This is a genomic window from Pseudomonas batumici, assembly GCF_036585405.1.
GTDB classification, from domain to species: Bacteria; Pseudomonadota; Gammaproteobacteria; order Pseudomonadales; family Pseudomonadaceae; genus Aquipseudomonas; species Aquipseudomonas batumici.
In genome coordinates this window covers 5697692-5711350 of the sequence record NZ_CP144470.1, presented here as the reverse complement: position 1 = coordinate 5711350, position 13659 = coordinate 5697692, and the positions used below count along the sequence as shown (strand labels likewise).

The following is a 13659-nucleotide window of genomic DNA, read 5'->3' as shown; positions in this document are numbered from 1 at the left end:
TCGTTGTACGAGATCGGTTCTTCAAGGCTCACTTGAACGCAATTGGGGATCAGTACCCGGTCATTTCCAGATACCCGTTGCCGGCATGGCTACCGCTCAATTGCACCGGACCCTCCCAGTAGGGAATGCGCAAATCCATCCAGGCTCCGGGGTTCAGCACGCTACTGGTGATGTCCAGGCCTTTGCCCGGGACCTTGATCGACCAGCGTGTCGGCAAACGCCGCCCGGCCACCTCGGAAGACGCCAACGGCGTGAGGCTGATTTCGTCTCGCGAGAGTTGCACAACGCTGCCGTCCGGGTTGATCCAGCTGCCGGTCAGGTACACCCCTGCGTCCTTCTGTCGAATCCGATACAGCATCACTTGCGCGCCACTGTCCAGGTGCAGGGAAAACCAGTCCCAACCGGTCTGGTTCGCCGTCAGCGGCTGGCTGCTCCACTCACGGTCGAGCCACGCCGGGCCACTGACCTGATAGGTTGTGCCGTCGATTTCCAGGCTGCCGCTGGCCTGGAAGAACGGCTGGCTGTAGTAGTACGACGCCTGGCCCCGTTCGGATTTTTGACTGAAGCCTTGCTCGCCTTGCAGCACCAGCGGCCTGTTTGAGGTGAGTCGCAGCCGATAGTTGAAGCCCTTGCCGCTGGCCTGCATGTGCATTTCGGCCAAAGGGTTCGCGGAGTCGGTTTGAGTGTTCAGGCGCCAGTCATCGATCCACGCCGCAAACGGTACGTTCTGAACCCCGGCCTGGCCGACGCCACCGCGGGCATAACGCTCGGCGGCGTGGTGAACGGTCGCCGAGGTCACTGCCGCATGACCGAGCCAGATGATCCGGCTGGCCCAGCCCGGCTGCTCGGGCCCGGACTTCAGGGCATTGCGAAACAGTGTCCACTGCACGCCGAACTCCCGGCCCTGCGGGTCCTTGAGGTTGGCGGTGATGTACCACCACTCGACGCGGTAACCGTCATGCGCACCGTGATCGACCGGAAAGCTGAATACCCGGCCCGGAGTCACCTGTTTGAACGCAGCCGCTTCGCTGCCCAGCCCGGCGAAACTGTCGTCGTGCGTCGACGAGCCATCGCAACCCGTCAATGCCAGCAACAGCACGCCAACGACCCGGTTAATCCTCATGGGCAAAGCTCCTCAGCAGGTCCGCCGGTTGCGTGCGATAGAGCTTGAACAATGGCCAGGCCGAGGCCAGTAACGTTGCCAACATCGCCAACCCCATCAATTCCACGAGTTGCAGCGGGAACACCCGCAACGGCAGGCGCCAGCCAAACGCCTGAACGTTGATCACCGTGTCCAGGCACCAGGCCAGCGCCAGTCCCAAGGGTAACGCCACCACCAGCGTGAGCAGTGCCAGCAACCAGGTCTGCCCGAGGTTGAGCAGCATCAATTGTCGGCGCGTCACGCCCAGCGCCCACAGCGGCGCCAGTTGCCCGAGACGGCTCTGACTCTGGGTCAGCAAACTGATGAACAGCGCCACACCGGCCACGCCGAGAGTCAGGCTGTTGAGCGCCGCCGTCGCCGAGAAGGTCCGTTCGAACACTTGCGTCGACCAGCCCTTTAGCCGGGCCTGATCGACAATGCGGCTGTCGTCCAGGGAAAAGCGCCTTTGTAGCGCCGTCAGCAGCGCGGGGATTTGCGCCGGATCGATACGCAGATTGAAGCGACTCGGCGTCAGTTGCGGCCAGTAACGCAGCAGGTGTTCGGCGTTGACCAGCAAGTGCCCCTTGGGGTTGCCGTAGTCGGCATAGATCCCGATCAGCTGCGGTGACCATGCACCTTGTGGCGTGGGAATGCTCAGGTGGTCACCGAGCCGCAGCTTGAGTCGACGGGCCAGTTGTTCGCTGAGCATCACCGTGTCATGCGCCACCAACTGATCCCAGGGATGCTCGCCCAGTGCTTCAAGCAACGGCCAATGCTCGCGATAGGTCGGATGGTCGATCACCCCGTAAAGGTCCGCTGGCCAGCCCTGCAACGACACCGCAACCTGCCAGCTCGGCAACACCGCGCCGAGATGTTGTTCCGGCAGCCATTGCTGCAGTTCGGTGGCCTGTGCCGGGTTCTGTGGGTTGACGTAAAGCTCGGCAGTCAGCCGTTGCTCCAGCCAATCACTGAACGTCTGACGAAAACCGGCCGTCATGCTGCCGGCACCGATGTTGGCCGCCAGCGCCAACAGCAGCGCCATCAAGGCCAGGCTCAGGGCAGGCAACTGCTGACGGCAATCGGCGAGAAACCATTGCCCCAGCACCGACAGGCTACGCCGCACGAGCCGATTCAACACAGCGTCGAGCAGCACCGGCAAACTCAATGCGGCACCGATCAACAACGCCGCCATCAACACAAAACCGCTGGCCAGGCTGTCACCCCACAGCAACGCGATCAGGCCGATCACCGCAGCGACTGTCGCCACCCAGGCCTGGCGCAGCAACCAGCGCGCGTGAGCCTGATGCCAGGCTTGCGGATTGGCCAACGCCAGCAGCGGCAATTGCGCCGCCCTCAGCAAACTGTTCGCCCCGGCCAGCAGTGCGCCGAGCAGGCTCAATCCGAGCCCGCTGAACCACCACAGCGGGCTGAGACTCAACTGCCCCGCCACTTCGGCGCCATACAAACCACGCAAGCTGGCGGCAACGTCCGGCAACAGCAGGCTGGCCAAGAGGTAACCGCTGACCACTCCGGCCATCCCGCCGAGCAGTGCCAGCCCACCCAATTCAAGGCTCAGGCAGAAGATCAGCCTCCGCACGCTGACGCCACAGGCGCGCAGGGTTCTGAACAACCCGCGACGTTGCTCCAGCGCCAGACCAATAGCCGCGTGGACAATAAACAAGCCGACGACGAACGACAGAAACCCCAGCGCGTCGAGGTTCAGGTGAAAGCTTTCGGTGAGCCGCGCCAGGTTGTTTTCCTCACCGCTGCGCTTGAGCTGCAACTGACCGGCTAACTCGGCGGGTAACTGAGGATCGGTGGCGGCGAAATCCCTGGGCAACAACAGTCGCGACACCTGTGCCGGCAAACCCAGCACCTGCTGGGCAACTCCGATGTCCACCAACAACACGCCGGGGGCCATGTCGACCTGGCTGCGCAACGGCGGCAAGGTCTGCCCGTTCAGGCTCTGCGGTTGAGCGCCCTCACGCAAACCGAGCGCCTGCAAGGTTGAAGGGGCAATCCAGGTACGGCCCGGCGGGCCGACAAAATCGACCATCTGCGCCATGTCGAGGTGTTGTCCGGCCAGCGCCGAACCGCTGGGCAAGGATAACGGCTCGATGCCCATCAACTGCAAGCGCAGGTCTTCGTGCCCCTTGAGTTGAAGTCGCGCCTGCAACACCGGTGACACCGGCCAACCCGCCCGGCGCAGGTCGACGAACACCCCCTGGGAGAAGGTCGCGCCATTCGGCGCGCTGAGGCTGGCCTGGGGTTCACCGCCAATCAGTTGACTGGCGCGAGCGTAACTTTCTCGCGCCTGACTGTTCAGCGCCTGCACCCCGGTCAACAGGCTGGTGGCCAGCCAGAGCCCGGTCAGCACACTGAAAAACTGCACCGGGTGCTGACGCCAATGGCTGAGCAGCGCTCGCAAGGTTTCACGCAGAACGTCCATATCAGCGTTGGCCTGCGTCGACCAGGCGTCCACCGTGCAACAGCACTTTTTCTGCCAGCCGTGCGGCGACCCGTGGGCTGTGGGTGACCATCAACAAACTGCTGGGGCTGTCATCGAGCAGCTCCAGCAGCAGGTCGAGCACCTCGTCGCTGGTGTGTTCATCGAGACTGCCGGTCGGCTCATCGGCCAACAGCAGACGCGGACGCGACGCCAGCGCCCGACCGAGAGCAACCCGTTGCTGCTGGCCACCGGACAATTGCTCCGGATAACGTTGGAGTAAATCCCCCAGCCCCAGCCGCGCCACCAGGTGCGCCTGCCAACGCAGGTCATGACGCCCGGCCAAGCGTGCCTGGAATGCCAGATTGTCCTCGACCCGCAGGCTGCCAATCAGGTTGTACTGCTGGAACACCAGGCCGATTTCAGTACGCCGCCAATTTGCCAGTTGCCCTTCGTTCATCTGTTCGAGGCGCTGATCGCCCATGCGGATGTTGCCGCGATCGACCTTGTCGAGCCCGGCAATCAAGTGCAACAAGGTGCTCTTGCCACTGCCGGACTCGCCCATCAGCGCCAGGCTGCTGCCTTGCGCCAGGTGCAAGTCGACACCCTGCAACACCGCCAGCGGACCTTGCGGGGTGGCGTAGCTCTTGAACACGCCGTGTACTTCAAGCATGGGAACGCTCGTTCAACAGAAGGTGAGATCAAGGATAGCGGACAGGATTGAACGCCCAAGTCTCCCCTTCCCGGTGTTGAGCACGTACAAAACCAGCAGCAGTTCCTTCAGGTATCTCGTCATGAGTCCTCTCTCGCTCCTGATCGGTATGGCGAGTGAGTGACTGGCAATTTTTTTTTACAAGCAGCACGCACTTAAAGCGCAAGAAATGCCCTCTAACGCGCCAAAGCGTCAAAAAATAGATGACTCGAAAATGACACACCTGCGTCTTGTCAACCCCTTTAACTCAAGTATTACGACCGTTCATCGCTTTCTTTACAGCGTCTGCAATGCCTCAACCACAGGCAGAGCCGCTGTCTGACGGCACTTGATGGCAGATCGCCTAACCCCTGACCATTTTTCAACATGAGGAACACGTCGGTTTGATGACATGGTTTGTCCACGCTGGGCTATACCGTGGAAAGACGGATGTGGAGAGCCTGCGAAGCGCCTACTGCTGCAGATAAGCGCTTACAAGATTTTATGAGATTGGCTGTGCCACGGCTGGCGGCTCATATCCCGCATTGACCTCCAAGAGGGTGAATTCGATGAAGATGTATTTGAGCTGAGGTCTAATGATGATATTCGAACCCAGCAGTAGCCGCTCCATACTCCAGCGACGAAGCAGTACCAGTAACGCTATTCAGGCCGGTCTCGATTTTGTTGCGGTGATCGGTGTCGCATGGTATTTGATCGATTATCATATCGGCGTTATCACGCAGGCTTATGTCATCATGCTCCTGTTGCTGCTTGGGGCGTTGGCCGTCGTGTACGACCATTATGCTATTTACCGAAGCAATGTTGGATTTACCGTCAAAGCATTTAAGCTTTTAAAGGCGTGGCTTGCCGCTTTTGGTTTTATCGTGGTCATGGCCTTCCTGACCAAACAAAGTGAACAGTACTCGCGCTTATTGGTTGCACAGTTATTTATTATTGGATATTTCGCTCAGTTGCTTTTGCACCTGGCGACACTCGAAGTGCAGAAGAAACTCTTGACCCACCCGAATCAATTGGAAGCCGCTCTTATTATTGGCTCGGGGGAGCTGGCTAGCTTCCTTCACCAGAAAATAAGCAATAATCCCTGGCTGGGTGAACGGGTGGTCGGTTGTGTGTTGATTGAGGCGGACGACGATCGGGGGAAGGGAGGCTCAGAAAGCACGCAACGTTTGTCGATACTGGGTAACATCTCCGAACTTGATGAGTTAATTGTGCGACATTCCATTCATACCGTATATTTCGTTACACCTCTGGATAGCTCGGAGGTCATTAAGGATGTTTACTTAAAGCTGCTTGATAAGCACATTGCTATTAATTGGGTGCCTGACATTTTTTCACTGCGCTTGATCAATCACAGCGTTCGTGAAATTGCCGGTATTCCCGTGCTGACTTTGTCTGAAACTCCGCTGATGGGGATGCGTCTGTTTCTGAAGAATTTCGAGGACAAAGTCTTGGCTTTTCTCATCTTGCTTCTGGCGGTTCCATTGCTGGTGGCTATAGCGATTGCCATCAAGGTCGATAGCCCTGGACCGGTGTTCTTTCGACAGGAGCGCATGGGGTGGAGTGGAGTTTTTCGTATCTGGAAGTTCAGAAGCATGGTCGTCCATCAGCTGGAAGACGGCATCGTCAAGCAGGCAGAAAAGAATGATCCGCGCATGACCAGGGTCGGCGCCTTTATTCGGCGAACCAGCCTGGATGAGCTACCACAGTTGTTCAACGTTTTGATGGGGGAAATGTCCCTGGTGGGGCCTCGCCCACATGCTATTCAGCATGATGCGCAGTACTCGCCTGGCATCGCAGACTACTTTGCACGCCACAATATCAAGCCAGGCATCACAGGCCTGGCTCAGGTGCGTGGCTTTCGCGGTGAAACGAGAGATATAGAGCAGATGATTCAGCGTGTTGAGTCTGACATTGAGTACATCAACAACTGGTCGCTCTGGCTCGATTTCGTCATTCTTCTGCGAACGCTGTTTGCCCTCACCGGCAAGCAAGCCTATTAGCCAGTCTTGAAGGCAAGTTAAAAAGAGTGCCGAAAATGAAAGCGTATCTAGCGGTGCCGATCCGAAAACTCATATCTCCCTCAGTACGATTTGAGCTAAGAAAAACGGCAGCCTGGCTGCGAGACATACTTGGGCGAGCCTGTTTCTGGCGCTGGGAGATTGTCAGATTCAAGCTGCACAAAGACAGCTCTTACGACATCCTCTATGTGGGAAGGAGAGCACAGCGGGAAATGGCCAAGGTGCTCATGGGGGTGGAGTCTCCTATGGCCGGCAGCAAATCGGAATCGGATAAATCGAACCGTACGGTTCTGGTCAGCGAAATGCCAACCTTGGGCGCGTTGTATGTGCCTCACTTTCTGAGTGCTATCGTGCCGCTGGATCGCTCCATTGACGATATCACGGCGGGATACGATAGTAAGTTACGTCGAAACATACGCAAGAACCAGTCGCGCTACCGAATGAAGCAGGCGCTGACGGATGACGAAATTGAAAGAGCCGACAGGGAAATGCTTCAACCCTATGCCATCGCAAGGCATGGCACTGCCGCCTCGCAAATTGCCACACATGAAGTTTTAAGGATAGCAAAGACTGTCGGCCGGCTCGATCTAATACTGTTGGAAGACGAAATTGTTGCATGCCAACTGGCGTGCGTCATTACTCGGTCCGGAAAACGCTACTGGAGCATGATACGTGCTGGATATCCTGAGGCGGTTTTTTCAGATGCCAAAAGGCTGAACGAAGTCAACTCGATCACTACATTCATGGAGCTTGAGTGGGCAATAAACAATGGCTTTGACTATTATGACATCGGTACTTGCCTGGCCCGTCCAGACGATGGACTTCTCGAATGGAAAAGAAGACGTGGCGCTGATGTTGATACGCTGGGCAACCACGCTTATATGTTTGTCCGACTACCCAAGGTGGGTGCAGCCCAACTCCTTTGGCATACACCGTTATTTGCTGTCGAGGAAAAAAAACTGACACTTCATCTTGGCTTGCCGGACGGGCAAAACGATGAGGAAGTGGTGACTCGCTATATTAACATGGGGTTTGGCGGGCTACACAAAATTTATCTCTACTGCGCCAAGAGCCCAAGCGAACTTCTTCTCGACAGGTTACGTAGTCGTTATGCTCATTTGAAGTCCCCGCCCATTATGGAGAGGATTATATCTACCTGAGCAGCTTTCTGATGTTAAAAAATGCAGTTTAAGCGCTTGCGCCATTAACTGTTTTTTGTAGAGGCGGATGAGAGTGAACATGATATGTCGGAATTACGGGTATTAACGAGCAGCCACCGGACAAAATGGAGCCTTGCGGCATACCAGCATATTGTAAGAGCGCAGGTGATGCGAAAGCCGGCGGAACCCCCGCAAAGTGCAGCGGTGAAAAGCTGGACTATTGCGCCTGGCGAAACATCCATTTCTCCGCCGGCTTTTTTCCTGCCCAATCAACTCGAACGTGTGACCGGATGGGAGGAAGAACGCTTTTTTCCTTACGAACACCCCCGTCGTACAATGGAAGGAATAGGCCGCGTTGATCATGGTCCAACACGGGGCCACCTGCTTAAAGATGTCTGGCTGATAGATGGAACACTCTACAAGGGCAACGCAAAATCCTGGTTATCGCCTAGATCGGGTTGGCTTCCAAAAATCTCCGTGGAAACCGAGATGGAGCGCGGGGCGATTTACTGTACAGCAGGTGGAAACAAATGGTTTGGCTCCTGGCTGATGGAAGACTGTGCAACTTACCCATTAGCCTGCGACGAAGGCGTTCCGGTGACGACCGCGCCATCCACCCGGTTTCCTCTATTTCCCCAGGCTCCCGAATATGAGGACTGGCTTGGCATAACACCGGTTCGTTTGCGCAATGCGTTTTTTCGTGAGCTCGTGATATTCGATGATCTCAGTCAAAATCGAAATAGGCATTTACGCTTTCGCGCGATGGGTGAAAAATTACTGTCGCACGTCAGGTACAGCGCTCACCCCGGAGTTTTTATTCTGCGAGGCGGCAGCGGTGAATCGCGACTGTTACACAATGAAATGGAACTCGCTGAACGTCTGCATAACCGCAGGGGTTTTCGCATTCTCGACCCTTCGAAAACCGATGTTCCGAGCATCGTAGCGACCTGCGCTGGAGCAAAAACCGTGGTGGGGATCGAGGGGAGTCATCTCGTACATGGTGTCAATGTACTTCAGCCTGGTGGCTCACTGCTGGCTCTGCAGCCGCCGAATCGTTTCATCTGTTATTACAAGTATCTAACGGATCGCGATCAGCAGAATTTTGGCTTTGTGGTGGGAACGCCAGAGGGCAATGGCTTTACAATCGACCCCGATGAGGTTGAGCGCACTCTAGACCTATTCCCTTCATGAAGACTTGATCTGAACCACGCTCCTCGATTGATGACTGACGTGTTTATTGTGACGTTATTTTGACGAAGTCACACTGAGTTTTTATTTATATTTATCGTGACGACGTACTGTTGGCGTAGCAGCTATGTACCTACTATGCTCAATTTAACTTGATAAGGAATCCTTCGTCCGACAAAAGCATACTCCTCTGCTCAGAGGGGGGCGATGTTATGCACCTGACACTTTTTATTAAATCCGTTTTGTTATTAATACTCCTGAATGGCGCGACTGTTTCTAGTGCTCAGGCGGCCAGTTTGGTCTATAAATCCAGTTGCATGAGCAACCCTGGCGAGGACTTAAGGCCTCAACCAGGCATGCTGATCCAAGAGCACGCGGGTGGCGCGCTGTTTATTTCCAGAAACAGCATTAACGTGCCTTTGTCTCTTCCAGGTGGCAACGCCATTGGCTTTCACACCGACTTCTCCGGTGATTCTGACACGCAGGGCATGGCTACCAAGGGCGTGCTTAACAATGGGGTCAACGCTCTCGGCGAGTGGGTCAGCTTCCTTGGGCCGTGCGCCAATGCTTATTCATTTAACCGTTTAATGGCGGCGCCTGCCAATGGCCAGTTCAGGGTTGGTCGACATGTCCAGGGTATAGATCTGACTGGGACAGCCAATTCTTATATCAATCAACGGCGTGCGTTATCGCTTCCTGCGGCAGCATGGTTATTTTCTTCCGTGTTGTTTGGATTTATCGTGTTTGCCAATCGACGGAAGGTGTAGGTAGTACTTTCATAGAATGCCTCCCCATGGTCGGATTTTCAGGGTTTCCTTAATGTAGGCGCATCTCTGCAGACCAGCGTGCGCAACAAGAACACTGGATTACCAAGCACATAGCGTCTGAATAACCGCTTTGGCTCAATCATCAGCCTGAATACCCACTCACAACCGAGGCGACGCACCCATTGCGGAGCCCGAACAACCTTGCCACCGAGAAAATCCAGGATCGCCCCGCCGCACACTATCAGGCATGGCACGCCGCTGACAGCCAGCCTGGCAGCAACGGCTTCTTGCCTGGGCATACCCATGCCCAGCACAACCAATTCTGGCCGCAGTTGCCGGGCAAGGTTGATGTAGGCATCCACCTCAGCAAAACCATGGTGAGCAGAAACTATATTGACCGCAAATACCGCTTCGCTACGCTGCACCGCTTTCGCTAGAAAGGGTTCTGCAGTGCCCCAAAAAGCCACGCGCCGGCCCTTGAACGCGGCCAGTAATTTGGGGATAAAATCCGTGCCATTCATATTTAGCCCCGGCACCAAGCCCAGTCGGCGAAACAGGATAGCCATGCCGGAGCCATCCCGTAGTAACACGTCAGCAGCGGACAGCGCCTTATAGTAATCGGTGTTGCCCGCCACCAAGTTCATGGCAAAGGAATTGACGAATCCAAGTACTGTCGCCGCGTCAGGCTTGGATAAAGTTTCAATCAAGCCTTGCTCATCAACGAGATCACTGACCACCCTGAGTTTCTGGATAATCGTTTGCCAGTTGTGCTCCCATGCAAAAGCGCTCATTAATTGTCATCTCGCTTCGAACGCACCCACTCAACTTGGCGCTTAAACAAAAAGCCTAGATACAGGGGGATTTTTTTCATCGCGTAGAACGGCGCATACAACAAAGCTGAAAAAGATATAATCTCGCGACCAAATTGGCTCCATGCCAGCAAGATAGTCACATTCAATATGACCACCCCGGCAGAAGCGATTAATGCTGGAGCCAAGGCTCCACACAGCATAAACACCAACCATGACAGACTAAAAACAGCCCCCAACGCTAAAGACAATAAGGCCAACGGAGGGACCCATAAATCCAGCGTCATAGCCAGGAGGTTCCAGTTACGCCGGCTGATCGACTCTACAAGCAACTTTGGCGCATCACCCAGGATGACCCCGAGATGACCATGCTCCCAGCGCATACGCTGGGTACTTAAACCTTCATCACTGCGCGGAAAATAACTGGTCACCAGGGCATCGGGGCAAAACAGAGGCGGCTTGCCGTTGCGGCAGAAATCGAAGCCCATCTTCAAATCTTCGACGATGTGGCCACTGGCTAAATCGATCAAAGCCAGATCCCGCCAGACGAAAGCCATTCCCGTCCCCATTAACTGACAGGGCAAACCAAGCCAAGCCCAACCTTGCGGCCGCACCAGATTCTTCACACGCCAGGCAAACTCGGCAAACCGCACTTTTAGCCCGGAACCTGCTGGAGCACGAATTAAATCAAGTGCCTGCGTTGGCCGCCCTGAGTCGATACAACACATTGCCAAACGCTCAATAGAGCCCTCACCCACCTGGCAATCGGCATCGACAATGATCATGACATCCGGCGCAACGCTCGCTAAATGACGCACCCCAAAGTCCAGCGCATAACCCTTGCCACACTGCTGATCATTGCTGCGTTCCACCACCTCGGCTCCCGCCGTGCGGGCCAGCGCGGCCGTGTCGTCAGAACAGTTGTCCGCCACCACCAATAAGCGATCGCCCTCTAGCAACTGCGGCCGAATGGTATTTAACGTCGCGACGATCATCGAGGATTCGTTGTGTGCCGGTACCAACACCGCCACCCGCGGCCGCGATCTTGGCGCCGACGAGCGCAACCGCACAGGCAGGCAGGCCAGCAGCACCTGCAAAAACAGCACCCACACCGGCAGGACCATGAGCACCACCAGTGTGCTGAACAGCCAATCAAGTAAGGTGATCATCCTTGCGCCCTAAACAAATTAGCCAACTTGGCCGCTTCGGTATCGATATCGTGTCGCTCCAACACTCTCTGATAAGCCGCCTCGCCCATCCGCTGCAACACCTCGACGGGTTGCGCGAGGCAGTCCGCCAGCACCGCTGCCAACTCATCCACAGCTCCCGCAGGAAACAACCAACCGTTCTCACCCTGACGCACTAACTCGGGAATGCCCGCCACATAGGTCGTCAGTACTGGCCGGCGCAAGGCCATGGCCTCCATGATTACCACCGGCAAGCCCTCGGCGAAGCTCGGCAACACCAAGGCCCGCGCCGCAAGAATTTCCGCCCGCACTTGCTCACTGCTAATCCAGCCAGTGATTCGCACCTGCGCTTGCAAGCCATGCAGTGCAATCAGCGCTTCGATTTGCGCACGTATTTCCCCATCGCCGGCCAGTACTATCTCGAACACCACGGCTTGCGCTGCCAGGATACGGGCGGCCTCAAGCAACAACAGTTGGCCCTTCTGCTCACACAAGCGACCCACGCAGACCAACCGCGGTACGGGCGGCACGGCAACTGCAGGTACATCGTGAAACGCCCGCTCCAGACCACAATGCACCACCTTTACCCTTGCCCAGTGCGCATGAGCTACCCAGCGAAACAGCTGGCTGCGCCCATAAGAGCTGACAGCCGCGACAAAAGCCGCGCGCCGGACTTTCTCGCCCAAATGAATAAACTGCGGTTTGTCGAACTCTTCCGGGCCGTGCACCGTAAAACTGTACGCTGGCCCGCCGAGTGCATTGGCCAGCATCACCACCTCGGTTGAGTTAGTGCCGAAATGCGCATGCACATGCTCGGCGCCGAACGCCTGCAACCAAAACAGCAGGCGGCATGCCTCGGACAAATAGACCAGATGGTACGGCCAGGGCCGATCGGCATGCCGGCCCATACGTAGCGCCAGCCACAACGCCGAAAAAAAGCGTTGCGGCCGGGCGCGCAGTACCTGCAGCACAGGCACCAACAGCTCTTTGACTCCGCCCTGCAGCACATAGAAAGTTTTACTGCGCTCGGACACGTCCTCGGCATCCACCAACTCGGCATCCCAACCACGCAGAGCAATGCGCTGCACCACGAAGCCCTGGCGCTCTAACGCCAAAATCTCACGACGAATGAAGCTATGGCTGACCTTGGGGTATTGATTGATCAAATAAGCGATACGCATAGGAACCCGCTTAGATGTCGTTGCAGTGAATGATTACTACAGGTACTTTTACAGTAGTACAATTATCAAAAACGTCAACAAACACCACGGCGTTTGTTCCGGTCTTTTATCGACCTAATGAGCGCCTGTATTAGTTGCACAGCCACCTATTAATACACTGTCTATCCTTGTAAAAATATCATCCAGAAGCTCATAACGCCTGCGGTACATGGCACGTTTTTTTGAAGGAATACAATCAAGCGCTTTTTTGGACAGCACCATGGGAATTTCAAAAAAGTCTTCGCGCTCGGACGGAACCGCTCCATGTTCCAACCAGATGACATCATAATTAGCCGCTAGCTCTTGAGCTTTTTCAGCTCCAAAATACGGATGACGATGATGACGATATCCATCCCCTATCGCATAAATCTTTTCAACACCAACACTGCTTGCAATATACTTAATGGCTTCGATCAGAAGACTTCTTGGGCGAAGGCCTTCAAAATCCTTTGTCAGTGTTCTATAAATCTCCAAAGACCTATCACTCTCTACGCCTTTGTGTATCCCTTGAACGGCACCGATAAAAATACATAACTCAACTTCCGTGCGACACAAGGTGAACGCTATTGATGCAATACGTAAATCACCCTGAAACAAATTCAGCACCAACTCCCCTTCACGCATAAACCATACCGGGCGATCTAGAACCAAGGAACAACCCACAGAGCACTCCGACAAGTCACTCAACATCAAGCTGTCATTTCGCCCCAGAAGTAATAGCGGCGGACAGCTTTTTGTGACAACTTCGTAATGCGAGGCCAGCACACTCAGTCTCTCCTGAGATCTCCAGCATCTACTGATGTACGGCCAATGAACAACACCCACACAATCACCTCCCAACTTCTCAAAACGGGTCTTGCCCAGGGCATTCGACATACGCCACAAAAACAACTTTAGCTCGGACCAGTTTTTTCCAACTAAAATCAGTAATTTAAGCTTATTTTTCAACGCCCTGAAGGAATACCCTGCATGTAAAGAAAACACGCTTTTTAGTATCAGCCAATCATTCAT

The 13659-nt window shown here is 55.3% G+C and carries 11 protein-coding genes; 4 read left to right on the top strand and 7 right to left on the bottom strand.

Going from position 1 to position 13659, the window contains the following annotated elements:
* Positions 1–49: 49 nt before the first annotated feature.
* Genes NUH87_RS26060 through NUH87_RS26050 form a run of 3 tightly spaced genes read right to left on the bottom strand, consistent with a single transcriptional unit; the run spans position 50 to position 4260 of the window.
* Entirely contained in the window at positions 50–1123 is a 1074-nt protein-coding gene (locus NUH87_RS26060) for a lipocalin-like domain-containing protein (RefSeq protein ID WP_338523247.1), read from the bottom strand.
* Complete coding sequence (locus tag NUH87_RS26055) at positions 1113–3590, bottom strand: ABC transporter permease (RefSeq protein ID WP_338523246.1); 2478 nt, start codon at positions 3588–3590, stop codon at positions 1113–1115. The genes NUH87_RS26060 and NUH87_RS26055 overlap by 11 nt, the downstream gene beginning before the upstream one ends.
* A 1-nt stretch (position 3591) precedes the next feature.
* Entirely contained in the window at positions 3592–4260 is a 669-nt protein-coding gene (locus NUH87_RS26050) for an ABC transporter ATP-binding protein (protein ID WP_338523245.1), read from the bottom strand.
* 617 nt (positions 4261–4877) lie between these two features.
* Here NUH87_RS26050 and NUH87_RS26045 point away from each other — a divergent pair.
* From NUH87_RS26045 to NUH87_RS26030, 4 genes are all read left to right on the top strand, one after another.
* Positions 4878–6299 (top strand): undecaprenyl-phosphate glucose phosphotransferase, encoded by a 1422-nt coding sequence (locus tag NUH87_RS26045; RefSeq protein WP_338526942.1) that lies wholly within the window; start codon positions 4878–4880, stop codon positions 6297–6299.
* A 35-nt stretch (positions 6300–6334) separates the two neighbouring features.
* Positions 6335–7477: a hypothetical protein gene (locus NUH87_RS26040; RefSeq protein ID WP_338523244.1), complete on the top strand. Its 1143-nt coding sequence runs from the start codon at positions 6335–6337 to the stop codon at positions 7475–7477.
* A gap of 84 nt (positions 7478–7561) precedes the next feature.
* Entirely contained in the window at positions 7562–8668 is a 1107-nt protein-coding gene (locus tag NUH87_RS26035; protein ID WP_338523243.1) for a glycosyltransferase family 61 protein, read from the top strand.
* A gap of 209 nt (positions 8669–8877) precedes the next feature.
* Entirely contained in the window at positions 8878–9432 is a 555-nt protein-coding gene (locus NUH87_RS26030) for a hypothetical protein (RefSeq protein ID WP_338523241.1), read from the top strand.
* Positions 9433–9470: 38 nt separating this feature from the next.
* On the opposite strand, the gene NUH87_RS26025 is transcribed toward NUH87_RS26030, so the two are convergent.
* The 4 genes from NUH87_RS26025 to NUH87_RS26010 form a co-directional block, all read right to left on the bottom strand.
* Complete coding sequence (locus NUH87_RS26025) at positions 9471–10223, bottom strand: WecB/TagA/CpsF family glycosyltransferase (RefSeq protein WP_338523240.1); 753 nt, start codon at positions 10221–10223, stop codon at positions 9471–9473.
* Positions 10223–11410, bottom strand: coding sequence for a glycosyltransferase family 2 protein (locus NUH87_RS26020; RefSeq protein ID WP_338523239.1), 1188 nt, complete (start codon positions 11408–11410; stop codon positions 10223–10225). The genes NUH87_RS26025 and NUH87_RS26020 overlap by 1 nt, the downstream gene beginning before the upstream one ends.
* Positions 11407–12609: a glycosyltransferase family 4 protein gene (locus NUH87_RS26015; protein ID WP_338523238.1), complete on the bottom strand. Its 1203-nt coding sequence runs from the start codon at positions 12607–12609 to the stop codon at positions 11407–11409. The genes NUH87_RS26020 and NUH87_RS26015 overlap by 4 nt, the downstream gene beginning before the upstream one ends.
* 114 nt (positions 12610–12723) lie before the next feature.
* Positions 12724–13659 carry a DUF535 family protein gene (locus NUH87_RS26010; RefSeq protein ID WP_338523237.1) on the bottom strand — a complete coding sequence of 312 codons (936 nt, stop codon included), beginning with the start codon at positions 13657–13659 and terminating at the stop codon, positions 12724–12726.